We start from the raw sequence: 22,185 nt of genomic DNA on the forward strand, positions 1-22,185 counted from the left end.
GGCAAGCGCCCCCGATCGCGGTCAGGCGGCCAGCGCGGCCTTCAGCTTGTCGGTGAGGTCGGTGCGCTCCCACGGGAAGGCGTCACCGTCGGCGGTGCGGCCGAAATGGCCATAGGCGGCGGTCTGCTTATAGATCGGTTTGTTGAGGCCGAGGTGAGTGCGGATACCCTTCGGGGTCAGGCGCACCAGCTGCGGGATCGCGGCTTCGATGCGGCCTTCTTCGACGGTGCCGGTGCCGTGCAGGTCGACATAGATCGACAGCGGCTCGGCGACGCCGATCGCGTAGCTGAGCTGGATCGTGCAGCGGCGCGCGAGCCCGGCTGCGACAATATTCTTGGCGAGATAGCGGGTGATATACGCCGCCGAGCGATCGACCTTGGTCGGGTCCTTACCGCTGAACGCGCCGCCGCCGTGCGGGGATGCGCCGCCATAGGTGTCGACGATGATCTTGCGGCCGGTCAGCCCGGCGTCACCGTCGGGGCCGCCAATCTCGAAACAGCCGGTCGGGTTAATGTGATAGACGGTGTTCGCGGTCAGCAACTCGGCGGGCAGCACATCGGCGATCACGCCGAGCACATATTTGCGCAGCTCGCTATATTTCGCTTCGTCGCCGTCCCCGTTGTGGAAGAAATAGCCGGGCGCGTGCTGGGTCGACACGACGATCGCGGTCGCTTCGACCGGGCGTTCATTGGCGTAACGCAGCGTCACCTGGCTCTTGGCATCGGGCTCGAGGAACGGTGCAATCCCCGCCTTGCGGTCAGCAGCCATGCGCTCGAGGATCTTGTGGCTGTAATCGAGCGTCGCGGGCATCAGGTCGGGGGTTTCGTCCGACGCGTAACCGAACATGATGCCCTGGTCGCCGGCGCCTTCATCCTTGTTCTCACCGGCATCGACGCCCTGCGCGATATGCGCCGACTGCGGGTGCAGGTTGTTTTCAAAGCGGAAGGTCTGCCAGTGGAAGCCCGACTGTTCATAACCGATTTCGCGGACAGTGGCGCGCACCGTCGCTTCGACTTCCTCGGGAACGCCGGGCGCCCAGTTTCCGTCCTCGTCCATGATCCCCTTGCCGCGGATTTCACCCGCCAGCACCACCAACTGCGTCGTGGTCAGCGTTTCGCAGGCGACGCGCGCTTCGGGATCCTTCGACAGGAACAGGTCGACGATCGAATCGCTGATCTGGTCGGCAACCTTGTCGGGATGCCCTTCGGACACGCTTTCGGAGGTGAAAAGGAAGCTGTTGCGCATGGGAAACCTTCTGTGAATCGGATATAAAGGAAGCTTTATGTGAGGGCGCTGTTAGCGTCCGCGGCGGCGAAAGGCAATGGCCGCCGCGAGCAGGATCAGCGCAAATCCGACGGGCAGAATGTTGCCATGCCGTGCGAACAGCGTCGGGGCGTGGGCGGGCGGGATCGTCGTGTCGATCCGTCCCGCGGCGTGCATCGGCAGCGATTCGCGCACCCGACCATCGGCGTCGATCACCGCGCTGATCCCGGTCGGCGTTGCGCGTACGACGGGCAGGCCTTCTTCAATCGCACGCAACCGCGCCTGCGCCAGATGCTGCGGCGGACCCCAGCTGCCGAACCACGCGTCGTTCGACGGGTTGAAAATGAAATCGGGCCGGTGGTCGCGGTCGACGACCTGCCCCGAAAAGATGATCTCGTAACAGATTTGCAGCCCCGCGCGGCCGAAGGCGCCAAGGTCGAGGGTGCGTGGGCCGGGACCGGGCCAGAAATCGATGTCGCCGGGGGCGAGGCGCGACAGGCCGATCGCCGACAGCACCGGCCGCATCGGCAGATATTCGCCATAAGGCACCAGATGCGCCTTGTCGTACCGCGCGCCGAGGGTGCCGTCGGCACGGACGGTCATCACCGCATTGCGCGCGCCAACCACGTCGCCCTGTTGGTCGAGCTCGAGCTTGAGCGCGCCGAGCAGCATCACATCATCGGGGCTCATCAGCGCAGTCAGGCGCGCACGCGCCGCGGCGGGTGAGCGGTCGTAATAGACCGCCGGATAACCCCACTCGAGATAATCGGGTACGGCCGCTTCGGGCCACAGGATCAGGCGCGGGGTGTCGTCCTTCGGCGCAGTCAACCCCGCGAGTTTAGCAAAATTGGCGTCGGCCTTGGCACCGACCCATTTGTCGGCCTGGCCGACATTGGGCTGGACGACGGTGATGGGGACGGCCTTGGGTTGCGGTGTGGCCGTAGCGTTGACGGCGCTATCGACGAAATTTCCCACGGCGCTCGCTTGGGCAAAAACCAGAGTGATCACTGCCGCTGCGACCAATATGCCGCCGAGTATGATGGTCGGAAATGTGCCATCTCTCAACGAAGGGCCAAGCGCCCGCCGCCATGCTGGAAGCCATCGCATCGCTTGGACAAGAATGAACCCGGCGGCTAGCATGACGATCGCCGACATTCCGTAGGTGCCGACCAGCCGTGTCGGTGAGAGCATCGGCGTCATCGGTGCAAGGATCGCGCTCAGCGGATTCCAAGCAAAGCCGGTGAAGACCCAGCTGCGCAGCCATTCGGTGAGCGTCCAAAGCGCGGCGAAGGCGAGGAAGAAGGACAGCGTCGCCCCCGCGAATGCGGGGGCCGTTGTCAGTGTTGGGCCTTGGCTGCTGTGTAAACTGCGAGCGGCCGTATCGGGAGTCACGTGCCTCCCGACACCCTTCGCGGGGGCGACGAATTTGGTCATCGCCCAAGCACCCCACGCGGCCAGCGCCGGATACACCGCCAGATACAGCGCCAGCAGCACGACCGCGATCCACCCCAGCCACGCGGGCATCGCCGCCTGATAGGTGAACGCCGTCGCGATCCAGTTCAGTCCGACGACAAAATGCCCGACTCCGAACGCCCAGCCGACGCCGAACGCCCGCCAGCCTCTCGGGCTGCGCGCCACGAGCGCCATCCAGCCCGCGAACGCGAGCAGGGTCAGCGGCCAGAGGTTGAGCGGCGCAAAACCTGTTGCCGAAACGGCGCCGAGCGCAAGGGCGACAAGCTTGGGCCAGCGGTCGGCGAAAGCGGCGATGTGGGGGAGGAGCGCGGTCACATGCGTTCCCATAGCGATGCGGCGAGGCCGCGACAATCGGGCGTGCATCGGTGGGCTTGCGCGAGGTGGGGGGGGGACGATGAAAAACGCTTTGGCCAGTTTCGACCGATTGCGGACGTACGTCATTTCCTCTCTCCCCTTGAGGGAGAGATACGGATGCTTTGCAGCTTGCTGCCTAGCCGCAGTTGAGAGGGGGTTTTACGCTTGCTGGCGTCCAACCCCCTCTCCAAGCTTCGCTAGCTCCTGACGGAGCAAGCTGCGCTATCCTCTCCCTCAAGGGGAGAGGAGGTTAGGGCAGCTAACCACCCCAAAACGGACGCCGCCGCATTACAGCATATATTTCATCTTGATCGTCTGCCGCGTGTCGCCGGTCACCGCAAAGCTGGCCGATTTGAACTTGGGCGCCCCCATGCCGATCGTGGGATTGCGCGAAAAGCCGAAGCCTTCCTTCGGCATGAACAGCGCCATATCCATCTTGTTGTTGCCGTTTTCATCGTGGACGACGGCGATCGCATAGGTGCCGTCGGCGGGCGCCGCGACCTTGAAATGACCCGCGTTCGCGGCTTTTACCGCCATGCGCACCGACGCCTTGTCCTTGCTGCAATCGGGAAAGGCTTTGGGATTGGCGGTCAGACAGACCAGCAATTGCCCCTTGGTATTGCGCAGACCACTGACGCTGACCTCAACGCTGGGTGTTGGCGGCGGCGCGGCGGCGGTGAGCAGCGGCAAAATCGCCAAGCCCAATATCGGTGCCGCAAAGCTTGTCCCAGAAGCGAAAGTAAAGGCCATAGTTCCCCCGGTAAGCGGCGTGATGCTGCTCGTGATGCGTCGCCGTTATCAGCCACCGCCCGACTGGTCCATGAACGAGCGCGCGCGGAAACATTTCCCACCCCATATGATTGCCAACCCCCATGACGGTCATGATTGTCAGCACCAGCCCCAGCACCGCGACATGGATCGGGATCAAGAACACCAGCGCAGGGATGACGACGGCGCCCGTTACGGCCTCGATCGGATGAAAGCTCATCGCCGCCCATGCGGTCGGTGGGCGGCTGTCGTGGTGGACGGCGTGGGCGATGCGGAACAGCGCGGGCCGGTGCATCCAGCGGTGCGTCCAGTAAAACCATGTGTCGTGGAGCAGCAGATAGGCGAGCAGGCTGGCCGGCAGATACCAGAGCGGAAAGGTGTCGACGTCTGTGTAGATGCGCGTCCAGCCATGCGTCTGCCACCCCCACGCGACGATGCCCGCCGGGATCCCGTAAATCGCGGCACTGGCCAGACTCCAGCCGACTTCGCGCCGCATCTGCGGTTCCAGCCCGCGATAGAGACCGGGATGTTTGATCCGCGTCGCCAGCGCGAAACCGCCGCTGCTCAGCAGATAGCGGACGCCGACGATCGCCGTCATTGCCAGTGCCGAGAAAATGATCGCCGCCATGCGACTCCTCTAGCGGGCCGCGCGCGCGGGGGCTAGGGCGAGGCAATGACCGCACCCGAACCCGATTTTTGCGACATCGCTATCGTCGGCGGAGGATTGGCCGGAGGGCTCGCGGCGCTGGCGCTCGCGGCGAAGCGGCCGAAGCTCGACGTGCGGCTGATCGAACCCGATGCGATCGGCGGCAATCACATCTGGTCTTTCTTCGACAGCGACATTGCCAAGCGCGACCGCTGGCTCGTCGCGCCGCTCGTCCGCTATCATTGGGACCGTTATGATGTCGCCTTTCCGGAACGCGAGCGCCGGGTCCGCATGGGCTACAAAAGCATCACTGGCGAAGCGCTGGCCGAGGCGGTCACCGCGGCGCTGCCTGCGGGGCGGATCATCGCCGACCGGGCCAAGCATGTCGCGCCCGACCATGTGCTGCTGGCGCGTGGCGGACGCTTGTCGGCCAAGCATGTCATCGATGCGCGCGGCACCGGCAGGACATCGATGCTCGACTGCGGCTGGCAGAAATTCGTCGGCCAGGCGCTGACCGTCGAGGGCGGGCATGGCATCGAACGGCCGGTGGTGATGGACGCGACGGTCGAGCAGCTCGACGGCTATCGCTTCGCCTATCTGCTGCCCTTCGATGCCGAGACGGTGTTCGTTGAGGACACCTATTACAGCAACACGCCCGATCTCGACGTCGCGGCGGTGCGCGACCGGATCGCGACCTATGCGGCGCGGCGGCAGTGGAACGTCACCGCGGTGACGCGCGAGGAGACCGGGGTGCTGCCGGTGGTCGTCGCGGGCGATTTCGACCGGCTGTGGCCGCAGATCGATCGGGTGGGTCGGATCGGCGTACGTGCCGGGGTGTTCCACGCGATGACCGGCTATTCGTTGCCCGATGCGGTACGCACTGCGGCGGCGCTGCCCATGCTCGTCGATCGTGGCGATCTGGGACCACGGCTCCGCGCGCGCGCCGCGGCGGCCTGGCGCCGCCAGCGTTACTACCGCATGCTCGGCGCGATGCTGTTCCGTGCCGCCGAGCCGGACGAGCGCTACCGGATATTCCAGCGCTTCTATGGCCTCGCGCCCGGCCTGATCGCGCGCTTTTACGCGGGACGGTCGAACGCCGCCGACAAATTGCGCATCCTGGCAGGCAAGCCGCCCGTATCTGTTCGCCGCGCGCTTGCGGCGCTTTCGAAACTGGACTGGAAATGACCCGTACTGCCATCGTCATCGGCGCCGGCTTCGGCGGCCTCGCACTCGCCATCCGGCTACAATCGGCGGGGGTCGCGACGACGATCGTCGAGGCGCGCGACAAGGCGGGCGGGCGCGGCTACCACTGGCAGCGGCAGGGGTTCACCTTTGACGCCGGGCCGACGGTGATCACCGATCCGCCATGCCTCCAGGAATTATGGGCGCTCAGCGGCCAGGATATGGCCGCCGACGTCACGCTCGACCCGGTGATGCCCTTTTACCGGCTCAACTGGCCCGACGGCACCAATTTCGATTATTCGAACGACGAAGCGGCGCTCAATGCCGAAATCGCCAAGCTGAATCCCGCCGATGTCGCGGGCTACGAGAAGTTCCTGACCTATTCGAAGGGGGTCTATGAGGAGGGCTATGTCAAGCTCGGCTCGGCGGCCTTTCTCGACTTTGCCTCGATGATCAAGGCGGCGCCGGCGCTGATGAAATATCAGGCGTGGCGCAGCGTCTATTCGATCGTGTCCTCCTATGTGCAGGACGAGCGTCTGCGGCAGGCGCTGTCGTTCCACACGCTGCTCGTCGGCGGCAATCCGATGAACACCAGCTCAATCTATGCGTTGATCCACACGATCGAGAAAGAGGGCGGAGTGTGGTTCGCGCGCGGCGGCACGAACAAGCTGGTCGCGGGCATGGTGGCGCTGTTCGAGCGGCTGGGCGGAACGCTCCGCCTCGCCGATCCGGTGATCAAGATCGAGACGCAGGGCGACCGCGTCACCGCGGTGCAGACCGCGAGCGGCTGGCGCGGCGAAGCGGACATGATCGCATCGAACGGCGACATGATGCACAATTATGCCGCGCTGCTGTCGGATCATCCACGCGGCAAGAAAGCGGCGAAATCGCTGGCGCGCAAACGCTGGTCGCCCTCGCTTTTCGTCGTCCATTTCGGGGTCAAGGGCGAGTATCCGGATATTGCGCATCACAGCATCCTGTTCGGCCCGCGCTACAAGGGTCTGCTCGACGATATCTACAAGAATGGCGTCGTGCCCGAAGACTTTTCGCTCTACCTCCACCACCCGACCGCGACAGACAAGGCGATGGCGCCCGAAGGCTATTCGACCTTTTACGTGCTGGCCCCCGTCGCGCATTTGGGCAAGGCGAAGGTCGATTGGGATGGCGCGTTCGGCCAGCAGTTTGCCGATGCGATCCTCGACGAGGTCGAGGCGCGGGTGCTGCCGGGGCTGAAAGCCAATCTGGCGACCAGCTTCCACTACACCCCCGCCGATTTCGGCCGCGATCTGTCGGCGCATCTGGGCAGCGCGTTCAGCCTGGAGCCGGTGCTGTGGCAGAGCGCCTGGTTCCGCGCGCACAACCGCGACGATGTGATTTCGAACCTCTATTTCGTCGGCGCGGGTACGCATCCGGGGGCGGGTATTCCCGGCGTGGTCGGGAGCGCCAAGGCGACCGCGAAGCTGATGCTCGAAGACGCAATTTAGTTTCCGTTCGTGTCGAGCGAAGTCGAGACACCCATCGGTCCGGAAATGACGTTGGGTGTCTCGACTTCGCTCGACACGAACGGGTAAGGGGAAGTTTATGAAACGTCTTGCCGTCTATTGCGGGTCCGCGACCCCAGCCGATCCGATCTATATCGAAACCGCGCTCCACGTCGGGCGCACGCTGGCCCAGCGCGGCATCGGCGTTGTCTATGGCGGCGGGCGTCTCGGGCTGATGGGCGCGGTGGCCGACAGCGCGCTGGAGGCGGGGGGTGAGGTAATCGGGGTAATCCCCGACGCGCTGGTCGGCACCGAGGTCGCGCATCGTGGCTGCACCGAATTGCACGTCGTCAGCGGCATGCACGAACGCAAGAAGATGTTTACCGACCTTTCCGACGGTTTCCTCACCATCCCCGGCGGCGTCGGCACGATGGACGAGCTGTGGGAAGCGATCAGCTGGGCGCAGCTCGGCTATCACAGCAAGCCGGTGGGCCTGCTCAACGCTGCGGGTTTCTACAACGACCTGATCGCGTTCAACCGGAACATGATCGAGGTCGGCTTCATCCGCCCTGCGCATGCCGGGATCATGATCGTCGATGCCGGGCTCGACGATCTGCTCGACAAGATGGCGACCTACGAACCGCACGCCCCGATCTTTGCGATGAAGGCCGACGATCTGTAATGCAGGGGACGGGCGTCTATGATGCGCACGCCCTCCACGGTTTCGCGCACGACAGCATCGCGCGCGGATCGAAAAGTTTTGCGCTCGCCAGCCAGTTGTTCGATCGTGAAACCCGCGAACGCGTCTGGCTGCTCTATGCTTGGTGCCGCGCCGCCGACGATCTGACCGACGGCCAGGACCATGGCGGCGCGATGGCGCCGGGCCATGATGCGCAGGCCGCGCTCGCCCGCATCCGTGCCCTCACTGACGACGCCTTTGTCGGCCAGCCGACAGGCGATCCGGCCTTCGACGCGCTCGGCTTTCTGCTCACCGAGGTCGCGATCCCGCGCGGCGTGATCGACGACATCATCGCCGGTTTCGCGCTGGATGCGGACGACTGGCGCCCGCGCAGCGAGGCCGACCTTTTGCGCTATTGCTATCATGTCGCGGGCGCGGTCGGGGTTGCGATGGCGCTGGTGATGGGGATCGACTCCGCCGACCAGGCGACGCTCGACCGTGCCTGCGACCTCGGCATCGCTTTCCAGCTCGCCAATATCGCGCGCGACGTGGCCGAGGATGCCGCCGCCGACCGTTGCTATTTGCCCGTCGAATGGCTGGTCGAACTCGACATCCCGCCGGGCCAGCATATGCACCCCGCCTTTCGGTCGCGTCTGGCGGTGATGGCGAAATGGCTCGCCGAAATGGCCGAGGAATATGAGGCCTCGGCGCGCTGGGGCGCGCGCAAGCTGCCACCGCGCAGCCGCTGGGCGGTGCTCGCTGCCGCGGGAATCTATGGCGACATCGCGCGCGAAGTCCGCGCGCGCGGCGACCATGCGTGGGACCATCGCGCGAGCACGACGCGCCTCGCCAAGCTCGGCTGGATCGCGCGCGCCGGCTGGTCGGTGCTGCGCCGCCCCCCGCAGCATCGGATCAGCCGCGATGGCCTGTGGACACGGCCGCGTAGCGGGGCGAGCGGATGACGCAGATCGAGTGGCTGGCCGCGGCGCTGGTGCTGATCAATGTCGCGCTCGTCGCGCTGCGCAGCGTGTGGAATTATCCGTTCGCGCTGGTCGCGGTCAGTCTTTACGCCATCGTTTTCTATGACGCGCGGTTGTACAGCGACATGGTTTTGCAGGGCTTTTTCTTCGCGCTCAATCTCTATGGCTGGGCGAGCTGGCTGCGCGCCCGCAATGACAGCGGGGTTCCCGTCGGCTGGATGGACCAGCGCGCGCGACAGCAATGGGCGCTGGTCACCATCGCCGCTTGGGCCGCGTGGAGCTTCGCGATGGACCGCTATACCAATGCGGTGGCGCCATGGATCGATGGGGCGATTGCGATGCTCAGCATCACCGCGCAATGGCTGCTGGCGCGGCGCCGCGTCGAAAGCTGGTATCTGTGGATCGTCGTCGACCTGATCGCGATCCCGCTGTTCGCGTGGCGCGGCCTGTACGCGACCAGCGCGGTCTATGTCGTGCTGCTCGGCCTGTCGATCGACGGGCTGATCCAGTGGCGCCGCGCCGCAGCGTCGGATAGGGTTGCCGCATGACCCGCCACATCTGTTTTCACGGTGCCGAGAGCACCGGCAAATCGACGCTGGCGCCGCGCCTCGCACTGCGGCTCGGCGGGCTCGTCGTCCCCGAATATGGTCGCACCTATGCCGAGGCGAACGGCACCGATCTGGACGAAATCGACCTGCTGGCGATTTTCGACGGGCATGTCGCGGCAACCCGCGAAGCCTTGGCGCAAAACCCCGAATGGCTGATTTCGGACACCGATGCGCTGATGACGCAGGCGTGGGCGATCATGCTGCTCGGCCGTCGCCTGCCTGAAATCGACCTGTGGGACGATGTCGCGGACCTCTATCTGGTGCCGGCGATGGACCTCGAATGGCAGGAGGACGGCACGCGCCTGTTCGGCAGCGATCTCGCACGGCGGCAATTCATGGACGTTGCGATCGGTGAGCTTGAACGGCGCCAGCTCAAATGGGCGTGGGTCGAAGGCGACGGCGATGCGCGGCTGCAAAGCGCGCTGGCGGCGATTGACGCGGCGGCATTGACCTGATCAATCCTCCCTGTGGCGAAGCCATGGGGAGGGGGAGCGTTCGCGAAGCGAACGGTGGAGGGGCACTGCGACGGTAGCGCCACGGCCCCTCCGTCAGCGCGTCGCGCTGCCACCTCCGCATGGCTTCGCCACAGGGAGGATCAAGCGGTATAAGCGTCCCGCAATTCGCGCTTCAACACCTTGCCGATCGGGCTACGCGGTAGTTCGTCGACGACCGTAATCGCGCTCAGCCGCTGTGTTTTTCCGACCTTGGCGTTGCAGTCCGCGCGTACGCCTTCCGCATCGGCGCCGTCCTTCAGTACGACGAACGCCACCGGCGTTTCGCCCCATTCTTCGCTCGGCATGCCGACCACCGCGGCCTCGACGACGCGATCGTCGGCGAGCAGGATCGCCTCCAGATCGCTGGGAAAGATATTGAAACCGCCCGAAATGATCATGTCCTTGGCGCGGTCCATCAGCGTCAGGAACCCGTCCTCGTCGATCCGCCCGATGTCGCCGTGGCGATAGAACAGATTTCCCTCCCCATCGTACCAGTGCATCGCCTTGGTTGCGTCGGGGCGGTTGTTATACCCGGTCATCATCGCGGGTGACCGCCCGACGACTTCGCCGACCGATCCTTGTGGCAGTTCGTTGCCGTCCTCGTCGATCACCTTCGCGATATGCCCCGGCGCGGGTTTGCCAACGGTGTGCAGCTTGTCGGGGAATTGATGTGCTTCGAGGATGAAGGCGGCTCCGCCCTCGGTCATTCCATAGATTTCGACCAGCCCGCCGGGCCAGCGCGCCAGCACATCGGCTTTGAGCGTCGCCGGAAAGGGCGCCGAGGTGCAATATTTCATTACAAAACTGGAAAGATCGAAACGGTCGAAATCCTCGAGCGCCATAATCCGGCGATATTGCACCGGCACCAGCATCGTGTTGGTCGCGCGCTCGCGCTCGGCAAGGTCAAGGAAACCGCGCGCGTCGAATTTCTTCATCAGCACCACCTGCCCGCCCGACCCGACGGTCGGCATGAAGCTGGCCATCGTCGTGTTTGAATAGAGCGGGGTCGACAGGATCGTCACCGCATTGGGGCCATAAGCGGGGGCGCCGCGGATGATGTGCTGCCAGCGCATCGCATGGCTGTGAACGATGCCCTTGGGCGTGCCGGTGGTTCCCGACGAATAGATGATGTTGAAGCCGTCCTCGGGCAGGATGTCGACCGGCGTTGGTTTGGGACCCGCCAGCGCCAGCCAGGCATCGAGCGGGGTTCCTGCATCGCTGCCGTCCATCGCGATCAGTTCGCTGGCGGTAATGCCTTGGCCTTCCAGGCTCGCCTTGGCGGCGTTGTCGAGGAACAGGTGCCGTGCGCCGGTGTCGGCGATCATCGCCGCCATCTGTCCGCCTGTCGCGCTGTTGGTGACTAGCCCCGCGACGCCGCCCGCACGCAGCGCACCGAGGATGACGGCCATCTGCTCGACGCTGTTCAATCCGGCGATCGCGGTGCGGTCGCCTTTCGCAAATCCGTCCTGCTGCAACCGCGCCGCGATTCGGTCGGTCAATTGATCCAGTTCGGACCAGGTGAGCCGCCGTTCGGGATCGGCAGCCGCTACGGCATCGGGACGTTCCGCGGCATGGGCACGGACAAGGTCGGGCAGGGTGGCGAAGTCGCCGTCAAGCATTTCGATACTGGTCATGGCTCAGGGTTAGCACAGCCGAAAGGCGGTGCAATGCCGGTGGGGCGGCGGGGCGACAAGACGTTGCGTCGACGACGGGGGATGCGGATGGCATCATCGGATTTGGCCGGGATAGGCGACAGGAAGTTACGGATCGCGATCCATCATCCCCATGCGCATCGGGCCGCGGTGTTGCGCACGGCGGTCGAGGCCGCGGGGTTCGTCGTGCGGATTCTGCCCCGTCATGTCGACGGCCTGCGCGCGTGGATCGACGCCTACTTCGACCTGTTGCTGATCAATCCGTTTCTCGACTGGCAGGAGCCGTCCGAATTTGTCCGGCTCGCGCGCTCGATCGCGGGGCGCCGGCCGCTGCTCGTGGTGTCGGACCGCGACAGCCTTGACGATCGGATGACCGCGCTCGAATCGGGCGCCGACGATGCCATCGACTGTACCGGCAATCTCCCCGAATTATTGGCGCGTATCGCCAGCTTGCTCCGCAGGCACCATATCGCCGCGGGTCAGCTTGGCGCGGGCGAACTTCGGATCGACCTGATCGACCGGCGCGTCGAGCGCGCCGGTCGGCTGATTCACTTGCCGCTGCGCGAATTCGACCTGCTCGCCAACCTCGCGCGCGTTCCGGGGCGCCCGCTGTCGCGCGACGCGCTACTTCGCGCCGTGTGGCGGCTCGACTTCGACCCCGGTACGAACCGCGTCGAGGTGCATATGTCGCGGCTGCGCGCCAAGGTCGATCGCGGCTTCGACTGGCCGATGCTGCATACGGTGAAGGGACAGGGCTATGCGCTGCGCATGCGTCCCGATTAATCCTCCCTGTCGCGCAGCGATGGGGAGGTGGCAGCGCGAAGCGCTGACGGAGGGGCAGCAACGTCGCGCCTCGCCCCTCCGTCAGCCTCTTCGAGGCTGCCACCTCCCCATGCCTCCGGCACAGGCAGGATCGACGATTTGATCGCAGAACGCACGGATATGCCGTATTCTTGATCGCCATCCTGTCATCAAACCCAGCTTGCTTGACCAAAAGTTTCAGGTTGCTACTCATCTTCGACATAAACAAAGCAACGATTCCCGGAGATGATGCCCGATGCACCCCTCAGTTCACGCCCGTACCAACCCCGATAAAGCCGCGATCATCGTCGCCGAGACGGGCGAGGAAATCAGCTATGGCGAACTCGACGCCGCCTCGAATCGCGCTGCGCAGCTCTTCCGGTCGCATGGTCTGGGGCATGAGGATGTCGTCGCCTTCATGCTCGACAACACCCCGCATTATTATGGCCTGACCTGGGGCGCGCAGCGGGCGGGGCTGCGTTATGTCTGCATTTCGTCGCGGCTGACGCAGGACGAAACTGACTATATCCTCGAAAATTCGGGGGCGCAGATCCTGGTCGTCTCGGCCAGCCTCGCGGACGCCGCGCAGCGGCTGACGACCGGCGTCAAGCGTTTCGCGATGGGCGGCGACATTGCGGGTTATGATAGCTGGGAGGATGCCGTCGCCGCGATGCCAGCGACCCCCGTCGCCGACGAGCGCGCCGGGGTCGACATGCTCTATTCGTCCGGCACCACCGGTCGACCCAAGGGTGTGCGCGTGCCGCTGCCCGAGGAACCCGCGATCGACGCAATGAACAGCCTCGTTATGCTCGCCTCGGCGGTGTTCCAGATCAATGCCGACAGCATTTATCTGTCGCCCGCGCCGCTTTATCACGCCGCGCCGCTGCGCTGGTCGATGACGATCCACCGGTTGGGCGGCACCGTCGTGCTGATGAAGAAATTCGATCCCGAGGCGGCGCTGGCGCATATCGAAAAATATCGCGTGAACTCAAGCCAGTGGGTTCCGACGCATTTCGTGCGGATGCTGAAATTGCCCGAGGAGGTTCGCACCCGCTACGACACCTCGTCCTTGAAGGTTGCGATCCACGCCGCCGCACCATGCCCGGTGCCGGTCAAGCAGGCGATGATAGACTGGTGGGGGCCGGTGCTGTTCGAATATTATGCGGGATCGGAGGGCAATGGCATGACCTTCATCTCCAGCGCCGACTGGCTGACCCACAGGGGCAGCGTCGGGCGCCCGATCCTGGGCACCGTGCATATCATGGGCGAGGATAACGAGACCGAGCTTGGACCCAACGAGGAAGGCACGGTGTTCTTCGAGAGCGAGAATGTCTTCGAATATCATGGCGACGACGAAAAAACCGCGTCGAGCCGCAATTCGAAGGGCTGGTCGACCCTCGGCGATGTCGGCAAGCTCGACGACGAGGGCTTCCTCTACCTCACCGACCGCAAGAGCTTCATGATCATCTCGGGCGGGGTCAATATCTATCCGCAGGAAATCGAAAACCATCTCGTCACCCATCCCAAGGTCGCCGACGTCGCGGTGGTCGGCGGCCCGCACGAGGAAATGGGCGAAGAGGTGATCGCGGTCGTCCAGCCCGCCGACATGGCCGACGCGGGCGATGCGCTGCGCGACGAGCTGGTCGCCTATGCGCGCGAAAAATTGTCGGGGGTGAAGGTCCCGCGCCGCATCGACTTCCTCGAAGCCTTGCCGCGCCACGACACGGGCAAGCTCTACAAGCGGCTACTGCGCGACCAATATTGGGAAAAGGCAAAGGCGGAGGCCTGATCCGATGGCCGCCCGCGTCGAGTTTTTCTTCGATCTGTCGAGTCCGTGGACCTGCCTCGCGTTCCACAACCTGCCGGGGGTGCTCGAACGCACGGGCGCGGCGGCGGTGTACCGGCCGATCCTCGTTGGCGGGGTATTCAATGCCGTGAACCCGGCCGTCTATGCGGCGCGCGAGCAGGCCGACAACCGGCGGCTCCAGCACAGCTGGAAAGTGCTGCAGGACTGGGCGCGCCTTGCCGGGGTGCCGATGAATTTCCCGTCGCAATGGCACCCGGCAAAAAGCATCGCCGCGATGCGCTTCTGCTGCGCGCTCGAAGAAGACCAGGCGGCGCTCGTCCGCTTCGCGCGCGGCGCCTTCGCGAGTTATTTCGACCGGCAGGAAAATCTCGACGACCCTGCGGTGCTGACGGCGGTCGCCGATGCCGAAGGCCTTGATGGCGCAGCGCTCGCGGCGGCGGCGGGGAGCGATGCGGTCAAGGCGCGGCTGCGCGCCAACACCGATGAACTCATCGCGCGCGGCGGCTATGGCTCGCCGACGATCTTCGTCGACAAACAGGATATATATTTCGGCAACGACCAGCTTCCGCTGGTTGAAGCCGCGCTGAAATGCTAAACAAGGACTCTCCCATGAAAGACCGTATTTCAATCACCTTGTTGGAGGGCGGCATCGCCGACGTCCGGCTGATCCGCGCGGACAAGATGAACGCGCTCGACACGGCGATGTGGGAGGGGCTGGCCGAAGCGGTCGATCAGCTGAAGGCGACCACCGGACTTCGCGTCGTTGTTCTGTCGGGCGAGGGGCGTGCGTTCTGCGCCGGGCTCGACCTGTCGAGCCTTGGCGGCGATCGCGATCCCGGTGCGAGCAGCGCGGGCGGCGGACTCGCCGACCGGACCCAGGGGATCGCGAATAACGCCCAATATGCCGCGTGGGGCTGGCGCGAACTGCCGGTGCCGGTGATCGCGGCGGTCCACGGGGTCGCGTTCGGCGCGGGCAGCCAGATCATGGCCGCCGCCGACATCCGCATCGTCCACCCCGACACGCGTATCGCGATCATGGAAATGCGCTGGGGTCTGGTTCCCGACGTCGCCGGCATGGCGCTTTGGCGCACGCAGGTCGCCGACGATGTGTTGCGCGAGATGATCTATACCAACCGCGAATTCACCGGCTCGGAAGCGAAGCTGCTCGGCTTTGCGACGCATGTGTCCGACGACCCGCTGGCGAAGGCGATGGAGCTGGCCGCAGTGATTGCCGACAAGAACCCGCACGCGATCCGTGGCGCGAAGCGGCTCTGCAATATGCTCGGCGATGCGAGCGATGCGGAGATTTTGCAGGCCGAAAGCGACGAGCAGGTCAAGGTCATCCGCACCCCGAACCAGATCGAGGCGGTGATGGCGCATATGCAGAAGCGCAAGCCGAATTTTGTGGATTGAAAATCCTCCCTGTGCCGCAGGCATGGGGAGGGGGACCATCCGCAGGATGGTGGAGGGGCCGCGACGGCAGCGCAAATGCCCCTCCGTCAGCGCTGCGCCGAAGGCGCAGTTTATCCTGAGCGCCTGCAAGGCAGTCGAAGGGCGCTGCCACCTCCCCATCGCTTCGCGACAGGGATGATAGTCAAAGCAAGCTCAAAAACCGCGCCGCATTGTCCCACGCGCGCTGGTTGCCCGCGCGGGCCTTCTGCGCTTCGCTGTCGGCGCCCCAGCGGCGTTCCTGATATAGTTCGTCAAGGCTGACCGCCTGCCACAAGGCATCGGCGTCGAAGGCGTTTTCGAGCAGCGCGAGCCCGGCGACGAGCGAGCCGCCGATCGTCACCAGCGGCGTCAGCGCGGTGATCCGCCACGGATCCTGTGCGAACACGGCATCGCGTAGGGCCGCGATCGTCGCTGCGGGTTGGTCGACCGGCAGCACGCCCTGCGTCAGCGCAAATTCGACGCCGTAACGTCGCTCGGCCCACGCCAGCAGCGGGTTCCACGCCGCCGCCTGCTCGCCCTGCAATGCCGCGTCACGCGCGTCACGATAGCAGAAAAGGTCGCTCTCCGCATAAGCCGCGACCGGCGCGGCAAAAGCGGCAACGTCGGGCGCCGCCAGGTCGATCGCGGCATTGGCCAGCCCGGTCATCGGCATTGCGCCGGGGTCGATTGTTTCGCCCACTGCGCGCCATTCGGCGGCAATCGCTTCTGCTAGCGCCGCGCTCGGCGCCGCCAGCGAAGCGCACTGCGGTGTGCGCACCGGGCGCCGGTCGAGCGCAATGCCCCAGCCGCCATCGTCGTCGATGACGGCCACCTCTTTCCAGAAGCGCTTCACAGGTCTTTAGGCGAGCGCCAGCGGCGCGCGAGCAGCAGCGGCATCACCGCGAAATCGAACGCGCCGACCAGCACGATCGCGGCGCCGATCCAGCGGTCGGTCGGCTGGCCCGCAAGCGTAAAGCCGCCGCTGATCAGGATAAAGCCGATCGCGATGAAGGCGACGCCCATCAGGCGCATGATCGTCATCGCAAAGAAGCGCTTTTTGGCGAGTACATCGTCGGGTCGGGTCATGCGCTGTCCCTATCGCCGCCGAGGTGGCGCATCAACTGGGCAAGCGCGCCGTGGCCGGTCGCTTCGATCCCGACGGCCACCCGCTCGCGTTCGTCGGCGGACTTGTTCTGCGACAGTTTGACCGTCGGGCGCCAAGCGGTGATCCGCATTTCAAAGCCGACGATGGCGCCGGTCATCTTGCTGAACAGCGCCGGGTTCATCTTGGCGCGCGTCCAGGGCGGGTTCGCACCGACGCGCGCTTCATGGCTCGCGGACAACATGTCGAGCTGCGCCACCAGCGCCGCGTCGTCGAGCTTGCGCGCCGTACCTTCCATCTCGATCGCGACGTAATTCCACGTCGGCACTTGGTCGGCATCGGCGTACCAGCTGGCGCTGACATAGGCATCGGGCCCCTGCACCACCGCGAGCGCGGTCGCGCCATCGAGGTGGCGGGTGAGCGCGTTGCCGCGCGCGAGGTGAAATTGCAGCGTGGCGCGGTCGTCGCTGAGCACGACCGGTGCATGTGCAACGCGCGGCCCGTCGGGGGTGCTCGCGAAGATCGCCGCAAAGCCGATTTCGCGGACCAGCAGCTCGGCCAAGTCATCCTGCCGGGGGCGAAAGGCGCTGTTGGGATGCATCAGCTGGCTCTGGGCGGGCGCGCCGGGTGCTTTTTGGCGCTTGGTTTCTTGCCCACAGGCTTTTTCGGTGCGGGCTTTCCGGGCTTCGCCTTGGCTTTCGGCTTGGGCTTGCCGACGAAATCGGTCGGCTTGCCTTCGGCCGAACGGCCGCGCCGCTCGCCGCGCCTTGCCTTGCGGATCTGCTTGGCATGGGCTTTTGCCTGCGCCTTGAGCGCCGCTTTAGGCGGCGGCCCCTTTTCGCCCATGTCGATCCCGACCTCGCCAAGCAACAGGTCAAAGCCCAGCGCGTCGAGGCTGGCAGCGAAATGCTCGGGCACCTCTGCGCTGATATCGATCGCGCCGCCGTCGGGGTGATCGATGCGCAGGCGGCGGCTGTGCAGATGCATCTTGCGGCTGATCGTCCCGGTCAGGAACGCGCCCTTGCCGCCATATTTGCCGTCGCCGACGATCGGATGGCCGATGGCCGCCATATGGACGCGCAGCTGGTGGGTGCGCCCGGTCAGTGGTTGCAGTTCGACCCACGCGGCGCTGTTGCCCGCGCGCTCGATGACGCGGTAGCGCGTTTTCGACGGCAGGCCGTCGTCATGGACATGCATCTTTTCGCCGCCCGATCCGGGTTGCTTGGCGAGCGGCAGGTCGATTTCGCCCTGCTGGATGTCGGGCACCCCGACGATGATCGCCCAATAGGTCTTGCGCGCGCTGCGGTTGGAAAAGCTTTTGGCGAAATAGGCCGCGGCGCGCGGCGTGCGCGCGATCAGCAGCGCGCCCGACGTGTCCTTGTCGAGCCGGTGGACGAGCTTGGGGCGCGTCGGGCCGTCGAATTTCAAAGCGTCGAGCAGGCCATCGACATGTTGCTCGGTCTTGGTGCCGCCCTGCGTCGCGAGGCCGGGCAATTTGTTGAGGACGATCGCGCTCGCGTCGCGGTGGATCAGCATCCCCGTCGCCAGTTCGACGTCGGCGTCGGTCAGCGGGCGACCCTTGCGCGCCGGGCGCGCTGCCGTTTCGACCGGCGGCGTTGGCATGACCAGCTTTTGGCCCGCGGCGATGCGGTCCGACACATCGGCCTTTTTGCCGTCGAGTGTCAGCTGGCCTGAGCGCGCCCAGCGCGCGAGCAGCGCGTGCGGCGTCCCCTCGCGGTGGCGCTTGAACCAGCGGTCGAGGCGGATGCCGTCATCTTCCTCGGCGATCGTGGCGCTATCGAGCGGCGGCTTGGTGTCGGTCATGCCGGGACCTGCCGCATGATGAAGAGTCCGAGCCCGCACGCGGCGATCGCGCCGATCACCGACGCGAGGACATAGGCGACCGCCTGGGCGTTTTGGCCGCGTTCGAAAAGCATCCAGAATTCCATGCTGAAAGAGGAAAAGGTGGTGAAGCCGCCGAGGATCCCGACGCCGACAAACAGTCGCACGGTATCGCTGATACCGTCGCCGCGCGCCAGCGCACCGATCAGCATCCCCATCAACAGGCTGCCGACGATATTGATCGCCAGCGTCCACCAGGGGAAGCCGGGGCCAAGCCGCGCGAGCATCGCCTGCCCCACCAGATGGCGGGCACCGGCGCCGATCGCGCCGCCGATCATGACGGGAAGCACGCTGTTCATGGCGTTCGCCCTAGCCGGAAACGGCGGCGAGGCATAGCGGGTGCGTTGGGGTTAGCCGTCGGGCGCCGTCAGCAAAGTTGCAGGGCGTTCGTGCGCGGCGCGCCACGCGGCGGGGCGCACAAAATCGCCCTGCCAAATGCCGCGGCGCTGCGCCTCTGCTTCGGCTTCTTCGGGCAGATAATCATCGCTGGTCGCCACTGCCCAGCCTAGCCGCACCATCTCGGCCCCGAGGTCGATACCGTCGGGAAAGGGACGGGTGCGGCATGTGGCGAGGGTGCGGTCGTAACGGTCCTTCGCGGCGACCTCGCAATGCAGCGGACCGCCGCCCGCCAATCTTTCAAGCGCGGTTCGCGCATCCCGCCCGCACGGCCAGCGGCTCGCGTCGCGGCGCGCGCAATCCTGCCGATATTCGGCGGCATCGATCCCGGTCAGGCGGATCGTCACCGGCCCGTCGCCCTGACGCACGGCCAGGCTGTCGCCGTCGATGACATGGACGAGCGGCACCACATGCACCGGCGCGGGCAGCCAGGTCCACGCGATCATCGCCATTGCCGCGATCAGCAGCAGCGCCAGCAGCGAACGAAGGCGCCGCCGCCAGCGTAGCCGGGTAGGGAGAAAGCGGGGACGGACCATTGCACGCGCCTGACCGCGTGGTCACCGCTTGGCAAGGGTGAAATATCGGTTGACGATGAGAACAAACCATGTCCAAAATGGATCAACTTCCCGGCGCTCGATCCCCGCCGACTCGCGAAGTGGCGATCGGACGGGTCCATATCGGCGGCAAAGAGGAGCGAACAAAAGGTGAATAGCGCCGAAATGACGACATAGTTACGCCAAGGTGGAGCGATGAAATGGGGACTATGAGCATGATCGACCATGAAGCACCGCAGCGATCGGGGCTGTCGACGGTTCCGTTCGGCGGTATCGACACAGCCGCCGCCTGGCCGCCGCAAATCGGCGGGCGAATACGCAGCGGCGCGGCGTCACCCTTGTTGTTCGTCGGCCCGCCTTCTGCGTTGCCCGCCATGGCGGAGCTCGGCGACATACGGCTTGCCAATATGCTGCCCCCGGCGCGCGCAGCAGGCTATATCCGGCACAGCGGGCTGCTCGACATCATATGGCTCGCGGCGGCGGATACGGTGGACGGTGCGACGCTCGCGGACATTTGCGCGGCGGCGGGCGAGCAGGAATGCCGCCTGATTTGCGAAACGTCGCTCACCGCGCTCGACCGCGTCGTTGCGGCCATTCCGGCGGCGCTCAACGCCCAGTTCCTGGTCGATGCCGACCCGATGGACAAGCTGGTCGCGCTGGCGGCGGCGCGGCGGACCCGGCACGGGGTGTTGCACGACATCGCTCGCGACGATGCCATGGAGCGGATCGATCGGTTGCAGGACGAGGTGGCGCGCATCTCGCGATTGCTCGGCGATCTGGCGGGGCAACGCGGCGGCTTGTCCGGTGCGCCGACGGGGTTTGTCCCGCGCGGCGAAGATATGGACGACTATCCGGGGCAACTGCGTTCGCCCTCGCGCGATTTTGCCGCGATGCCGCGCAGCTTTGTGCCCGAAGAACGGACGCTCGACCGGCAGCGCGCCAAGGCGGTGCGGCGGATGCTGCGCCAGCGGCGGATGCGCGAACAATATTTTCCCGCCGACCTGTTCGCCGATCCCGCGTGGGACATGCTGCTCGACCTGTACGCGGCGCGGCTGGAGCGCCAGCCGGTGTCGGTGTCGAGCCTGTGCATCGCCGCGGCGGTTCCGGCAACGACCGCGCTGCGCTGGATCAAGACGATGACCGACGCGGGGCTGTTCGTGCGCGATGCCGATCCGCACGACGGGCGCCGCATTTTCATCGCGCTGGCCGAAGGGGCGTACGACGCGCTCGCGCGCTATTTCGAGGCGCTGGAGGAATAAGGGCGCACGCGCTTGCCACCGCGCGCCGCTTGTGGCAGGGGCGCGCTTCCCGGCACATGGCGACATTCCCGGGGGCGCTTAGCTCAGTTGGTAGAGCATCTCGTTTACACCGAGAGGGTCGGCGGTTCGAGCCCGTCAGCGCCCACCAGCCGGTCCCTATTTGGCTGCAATCGCTGAAGCCGGGATAACTCGGCCCGCTCCGCGGCGTTGCGAAGCCGCTTGTGAAAGCCATCGGTCAAAGGTTAGGGGGTGCGCATGCTTGCGTGCACCGATCCTTCGCTATCCATCGCCTCGCGGAACTGCGGATGAGCAGGGACAAGCCCGGCGACGGCGCGCGGCCGACCATGGCGGATGTCGCGCGCGAGCTGGGGGTTGCGAAGATCACCGTTTCGCGGGCTCTGTCGAACCATTCGACGGTGAAAGAGAGCACGCGCGCGCTGATCCGTGAGACCGCCGAGCGGATGGGGTACCGGCTCAATGTGTCGGCGCGCAATTTGCGGCAACAGCGCACGCGCACGATCGCGGTGGTCATTGAAATGACGCCGTCGCACGAACGGTTGATGAGCGAGCCTTATCCGCTGCTGCTGCTGGGCGGCATCCTGCAACAGCTGACCGCTGCGGGGCAGAATATGGTGCTGACGACGATCGACCTGTTTTCCGAGGCGCCGCCGTCGGCCGACGGGGTGATCCTGCTGGGTCAGGGGGTGCATGACGACGCGGCGGCGGTGATCGCGGCGACGGGTCTGCCCTATGTGGTCTGGGGCGCCGCGCATGGCCCGCCCGAACGCATCGTCGTTGGCAGCGACAATCGCGAAGGTGGTCGGCTGGCGGCCGAATATCTGGTGGGGCGCGGGCGGCGGCGGCTGTTGTTCCTGGGCGACGCCGAACATGGTGAGGCGGAGGACCGGCTGAACGGCTTTCGCGACGGGCTCGCCGGAACCGATGCCGCGATCATCGCCAATATTCCCTGCGCCTTCACGGTCGCGGCGGGACGCGAGGCGGTGGCGCCGTTGCTGGACGGTGCGGCGCCGGGGTTCGATGGCATTTTTGCGAGCAGCGATGCGATCGCGATGGGGGCGATCGAGGCGCTGCGGGCGCGGGGGCATGATGTTCCCGGCGCGGTGTCGGTCGTCGGGTTCGATGATTCGCCGGGCGCGGGACTATTCTCGCCGCCGCTGACCAGCATCCGCCAGGATTGGGGCGTGGGGGGCGAATTGCTGGCCGAGAAGGTGCTCGACCTCGTGGCCGGGAAAGCCGTGGATTCGCGGGCGATGCCGGTCGAATTGATCGTCCGCGAGAGTTAGTCGTAAGGTCGCGAAAGTGCCGCACAGCGTGACCTGAAAGGCAAAATGG

At 65.7% G+C, this 22,185-nt stretch carries 23 protein-coding genes and 1 tRNA gene; 13 read left to right on the forward strand and 11 right to left on the reverse strand.

What is annotated here, in order from left to right; translation table 11 throughout:
- Positions 1 to 21: 21 nt before the first annotated feature.
- The 4 genes from metK to SPYCW_RS01235 all read right to left on the reverse strand — a co-directional run bounded on the left by metK (position 22) and on the right by SPYCW_RS01235 (position 4,486).
- Complete coding sequence (gene metK, locus SPYCW_RS01220) at positions 22 to 1,245, reverse strand: methionine adenosyltransferase (protein ID WP_120215224.1); 1,224 nt, start codon at positions 1,243 to 1,245, stop codon at positions 22 to 24.
- A gap of 51 nt (positions 1,246 to 1,296) precedes the next feature.
- The gene (lnt, locus tag SPYCW_RS01225; protein WP_232014785.1) at positions 1,297 to 3,051 is read right to left on the reverse strand and encodes an apolipoprotein N-acyltransferase; all 1,755 of its coding nucleotides are present in this window, start codon (positions 3,049 to 3,051) and stop codon (positions 1,297 to 1,299) included.
- A gap of 327 nt (positions 3,052 to 3,378) precedes the next feature.
- Positions 3,379 to 3,789 carry a DUF2141 domain-containing protein gene (locus SPYCW_RS01230; protein ID WP_232014786.1) on the reverse strand — a complete coding sequence of 137 codons (411 nt, stop codon included), beginning with the start codon at positions 3,787 to 3,789 and terminating at the stop codon, positions 3,379 to 3,381.
- The gene (locus tag SPYCW_RS01235; RefSeq protein WP_120215227.1) at positions 3,734 to 4,486 is read right to left on the reverse strand and encodes a sterol desaturase family protein; all 753 of its coding nucleotides are present in this window, start codon (positions 4,484 to 4,486) and stop codon (positions 3,734 to 3,736) included. The genes SPYCW_RS01230 and SPYCW_RS01235 overlap by 56 nt, the downstream gene beginning before the upstream one ends.
- Before the next feature lie 45 nt (positions 4,487 to 4,531).
- Here SPYCW_RS01235 and crtY point away from each other — a divergent pair, with 45 nt between their 5' ends.
- The 6 genes from crtY (at position 4,532) to SPYCW_RS01265 (ending at position 9,889) form a co-directional block, all read left to right on the forward strand.
- Positions 4,532 to 5,689, forward strand: a complete 1,158-nt coding sequence (crtY, locus tag SPYCW_RS01240; protein WP_120215228.1) for a lycopene beta-cyclase CrtY — start codon at positions 4,532 to 4,534, stop codon at positions 5,687 to 5,689.
- Positions 5,686 to 7,170, forward strand: a complete 1,485-nt coding sequence (locus SPYCW_RS01245; RefSeq protein WP_120215229.1) for a phytoene desaturase — start codon at positions 5,686 to 5,688, stop codon at positions 7,168 to 7,170. Before crtY ends, SPYCW_RS01245 begins: the two co-directional genes overlap by 4 nt.
- Positions 7,171 to 7,267: 97 nt before the next feature.
- Positions 7,268 to 7,849 (forward strand): TIGR00730 family Rossman fold protein, encoded by a 582-nt coding sequence (locus tag SPYCW_RS01250; RefSeq protein WP_120215230.1) that lies wholly within the window; start codon positions 7,268 to 7,270, stop codon positions 7,847 to 7,849.
- Positions 7,849 to 8,808 (forward strand): phytoene/squalene synthase family protein, encoded by a 960-nt coding sequence (locus SPYCW_RS01255; protein ID WP_120215231.1) that lies wholly within the window; start codon positions 7,849 to 7,851, stop codon positions 8,806 to 8,808. Before SPYCW_RS01250 ends, SPYCW_RS01255 begins: the two co-directional genes overlap by 1 nt.
- Complete coding sequence (gene pnuC, locus SPYCW_RS01260) at positions 8,805 to 9,374, forward strand: nicotinamide riboside transporter PnuC (RefSeq protein ID WP_120215232.1); 570 nt, start codon at positions 8,805 to 8,807, stop codon at positions 9,372 to 9,374. The genes SPYCW_RS01255 and pnuC overlap by 4 nt, the downstream gene beginning before the upstream one ends.
- Positions 9,371 to 9,889: an AAA family ATPase gene (locus SPYCW_RS01265; RefSeq protein ID WP_120215233.1), complete on the forward strand. Its 519-nt coding sequence runs from the start codon at positions 9,371 to 9,373 to the stop codon at positions 9,887 to 9,889. The genes pnuC and SPYCW_RS01265 overlap by 4 nt, the downstream gene beginning before the upstream one ends.
- 140 nt (positions 9,890 to 10,029) lie before the next feature.
- Here the strand turns inward: SPYCW_RS01265 and SPYCW_RS01270 are convergent, their stop codons facing one another.
- Positions 10,030 to 11,562 carry a class I adenylate-forming enzyme family protein gene (locus SPYCW_RS01270; protein ID WP_120215234.1) on the reverse strand — a complete coding sequence of 511 codons (1,533 nt, stop codon included), beginning with the start codon at positions 11,560 to 11,562 and terminating at the stop codon, positions 10,030 to 10,032.
- A 168-nt stretch (positions 11,563 to 11,730) separates the two neighbouring features.
- On the opposite strand from SPYCW_RS01270, the gene SPYCW_RS01275 reads away from it, so the two are divergent.
- The 4 genes from SPYCW_RS01275 (at position 11,731) to SPYCW_RS01290 (ending at position 15,601) form a co-directional block, all read left to right on the forward strand.
- Entirely contained in the window at positions 11,731 to 12,363 is a 633-nt protein-coding gene (locus SPYCW_RS01275; RefSeq protein ID WP_232014787.1) for a response regulator transcription factor, read from the forward strand.
- Positions 12,364 to 12,637: 274 nt separating this feature from the next.
- Positions 12,638 to 14,170 carry an acyl-CoA synthetase gene (locus SPYCW_RS01280; protein WP_120215235.1) on the forward strand — a complete coding sequence of 511 codons (1,533 nt, stop codon included), beginning with the start codon at positions 12,638 to 12,640 and terminating at the stop codon, positions 14,168 to 14,170.
- 4 nt (positions 14,171 to 14,174) lie between these two features.
- Entirely contained in the window at positions 14,175 to 14,783 is a 609-nt protein-coding gene (locus SPYCW_RS01285; RefSeq protein WP_120215236.1) for a 2-hydroxychromene-2-carboxylate isomerase, read from the forward strand.
- A 14-nt stretch (positions 14,784 to 14,797) separates the two neighbouring features.
- The gene (locus SPYCW_RS01290; RefSeq protein ID WP_120215237.1) at positions 14,798 to 15,601 is read left to right on the forward strand and encodes a crotonase/enoyl-CoA hydratase family protein; all 804 of its coding nucleotides are present in this window, start codon (positions 14,798 to 14,800) and stop codon (positions 15,599 to 15,601) included.
- A 181-nt stretch (positions 15,602 to 15,782) separates the two neighbouring features.
- On the opposite strand, the gene SPYCW_RS01295 is transcribed toward SPYCW_RS01290, so the two are convergent.
- From SPYCW_RS01295 to SPYCW_RS01320, 6 genes are read right to left on the reverse strand one after another with little or no spacing between them, the layout of a single operon-like run.
- Positions 15,783 to 16,472, reverse strand: a complete 690-nt coding sequence (locus tag SPYCW_RS01295) for an ATP12 family chaperone protein (protein ID WP_120215238.1) — start codon at positions 16,470 to 16,472, stop codon at positions 15,783 to 15,785.
- A complete protein-coding gene (locus SPYCW_RS01300) occupies positions 16,469 to 16,705 on the reverse strand; it encodes a hypothetical protein (protein WP_120215239.1) in 237 nt (78 codons plus the stop codon). Before SPYCW_RS01300 ends, SPYCW_RS01295 begins: the two co-directional genes overlap by 4 nt.
- Positions 16,702 to 17,322 (reverse strand): FMN-binding negative transcriptional regulator, encoded by a 621-nt coding sequence (locus SPYCW_RS01305; protein WP_120215240.1) that lies wholly within the window; start codon positions 17,320 to 17,322, stop codon positions 16,702 to 16,704. The genes SPYCW_RS01300 and SPYCW_RS01305 overlap by 4 nt, the downstream gene beginning before the upstream one ends.
- On the reverse strand, positions 17,322 to 18,545 hold the full coding sequence (locus SPYCW_RS01310; protein WP_120215241.1) for an RluA family pseudouridine synthase: 1,224 nt from the start codon (positions 18,543 to 18,545) through the stop codon (positions 17,322 to 17,324). The genes SPYCW_RS01305 and SPYCW_RS01310 overlap by 1 nt, the downstream gene beginning before the upstream one ends.
- A complete protein-coding gene (crcB, locus tag SPYCW_RS01315) occupies positions 18,542 to 18,922 on the reverse strand; it encodes a fluoride efflux transporter CrcB (protein ID WP_120215242.1) in 381 nt (126 codons plus the stop codon). The genes SPYCW_RS01310 and crcB overlap by 4 nt, the downstream gene beginning before the upstream one ends.
- A gap of 51 nt (positions 18,923 to 18,973) precedes the next feature.
- Complete coding sequence (locus SPYCW_RS01320; protein WP_197715649.1) at positions 18,974 to 19,555, reverse strand: thermonuclease family protein; 582 nt, start codon at positions 19,553 to 19,555, stop codon at positions 18,974 to 18,976.
- A gap of 233 nt (positions 19,556 to 19,788) precedes the next feature.
- Here SPYCW_RS01320 and SPYCW_RS01325 point away from each other — a divergent pair, with 233 nt between their 5' ends.
- The 3 genes from SPYCW_RS01325 to SPYCW_RS01335 all read left to right on the forward strand — a co-directional run bounded on the left by SPYCW_RS01325 (position 19,789) and on the right by SPYCW_RS01335 (position 22,136).
- Complete coding sequence (locus SPYCW_RS01325; protein ID WP_197715650.1) at positions 19,789 to 20,832, forward strand: winged helix DNA-binding protein; 1,044 nt, start codon at positions 19,789 to 19,791, stop codon at positions 20,830 to 20,832.
- A 72-nt stretch (positions 20,833 to 20,904) separates the two neighbouring features.
- Positions 20,905 to 20,980 (forward strand) — tRNA-Val (locus SPYCW_RS01330).
- 157 nt (positions 20,981 to 21,137) lie between these two features.
- Positions 21,138 to 22,136, forward strand: coding sequence for a substrate-binding domain-containing protein (locus tag SPYCW_RS01335; protein ID WP_120215243.1), 999 nt, complete (start codon positions 21,138 to 21,140; stop codon positions 22,134 to 22,136).
- The last annotated feature ends 49 nt before the right edge of the window (positions 22,137 to 22,185 follow it).

Source organism: Sphingopyxis sp. EG6, assembly GCF_003609815.1.
In the GTDB taxonomy this organism is placed as follows: Bacteria; Pseudomonadota; Alphaproteobacteria; order Sphingomonadales; family Sphingomonadaceae; genus Sphingopyxis.

What these genes read in the sequence shown, in the direction of transcription:
- SPYCW_RS01310 (WP_120215241.1), bottom strand. Translation starts at nt 18,545, where the DNA reads ATGACCGACACCAAGCCGCCGCTCGATAGCGCCACGATCGCCGAGGAA.
- SPYCW_RS01325 (WP_197715650.1), top strand. Translation starts at nt 19,789, where the DNA reads ATGATCGACCATGAAGCACCGCAGCGATCGGGGCTGTCGACGGTTCCG.
- SPYCW_RS01245 (WP_120215229.1), top strand. Translation starts at nt 5,686, where the DNA reads ATGACCCGTACTGCCATCGTCATCGGCGCCGGCTTCGGCGGCCTCGCA.
- SPYCW_RS01285 (WP_120215236.1), top strand. Translation starts at nt 14,175, where the DNA reads ATGGCCGCCCGCGTCGAGTTTTTCTTCGATCTGTCGAGTCCGTGGACC.
- SPYCW_RS01270 (WP_120215234.1), bottom strand. Translation starts at nt 11,562, where the DNA reads ATGACCAGTATCGAAATGCTTGACGGCGACTTCGCCACCCTGCCCGAC.
- SPYCW_RS01255 (WP_120215231.1), top strand. Translation starts at nt 7,849, where the DNA reads ATGCAGGGGACGGGCGTCTATGATGCGCACGCCCTCCACGGTTTCGCG.
- crtY (WP_120215228.1), top strand. Translation starts at nt 4,532, where the DNA reads ATGACCGCACCCGAACCCGATTTTTGCGACATCGCTATCGTCGGCGGA.
- SPYCW_RS01305 (WP_120215240.1), bottom strand. Translation starts at nt 17,322, where the DNA reads ATGCATCCCAACAGCGCCTTTCGCCCCCGGCAGGATGACTTGGCCGAG.
- SPYCW_RS01300 (WP_120215239.1), bottom strand. Translation starts at nt 16,705, where the DNA reads ATGACCCGACCCGACGATGTACTCGCCAAAAAGCGCTTCTTTGCGATG.
- SPYCW_RS01280 (WP_120215235.1), top strand. Translation starts at nt 12,638, where the DNA reads ATGCACCCCTCAGTTCACGCCCGTACCAACCCCGATAAAGCCGCGATC.
- SPYCW_RS01320 (WP_197715649.1), bottom strand. Translation starts at nt 19,555, where the DNA reads ATGGTCCGTCCCCGCTTTCTCCCTACCCGGCTACGCTGGCGGCGGCGC.
- SPYCW_RS01335 (WP_120215243.1), top strand. Translation starts at nt 21,138, where the DNA reads ATGAGCAGGGACAAGCCCGGCGACGGCGCGCGGCCGACCATGGCGGAT.
- SPYCW_RS01265 (WP_120215233.1), top strand. Translation starts at nt 9,371, where the DNA reads ATGACCCGCCACATCTGTTTTCACGGTGCCGAGAGCACCGGCAAATCG.
- pnuC (WP_120215232.1), top strand. Translation starts at nt 8,805, where the DNA reads ATGACGCAGATCGAGTGGCTGGCCGCGGCGCTGGTGCTGATCAATGTC.
- SPYCW_RS01290 (WP_120215237.1), top strand. Translation starts at nt 14,798, where the DNA reads ATGAAAGACCGTATTTCAATCACCTTGTTGGAGGGCGGCATCGCCGAC.
- metK (WP_120215224.1), bottom strand. Translation starts at nt 1,245, where the DNA reads ATGCGCAACAGCTTCCTTTTCACCTCCGAAAGCGTGTCCGAAGGGCAT.
- SPYCW_RS01235 (WP_120215227.1), bottom strand. Translation starts at nt 4,486, where the DNA reads ATGGCGGCGATCATTTTCTCGGCACTGGCAATGACGGCGATCGTCGGC.
- crcB (WP_120215242.1), bottom strand. Translation starts at nt 18,922, where the DNA reads ATGAACAGCGTGCTTCCCGTCATGATCGGCGGCGCGATCGGCGCCGGT.
- SPYCW_RS01250 (WP_120215230.1), top strand. Translation starts at nt 7,268, where the DNA reads ATGAAACGTCTTGCCGTCTATTGCGGGTCCGCGACCCCAGCCGATCCG.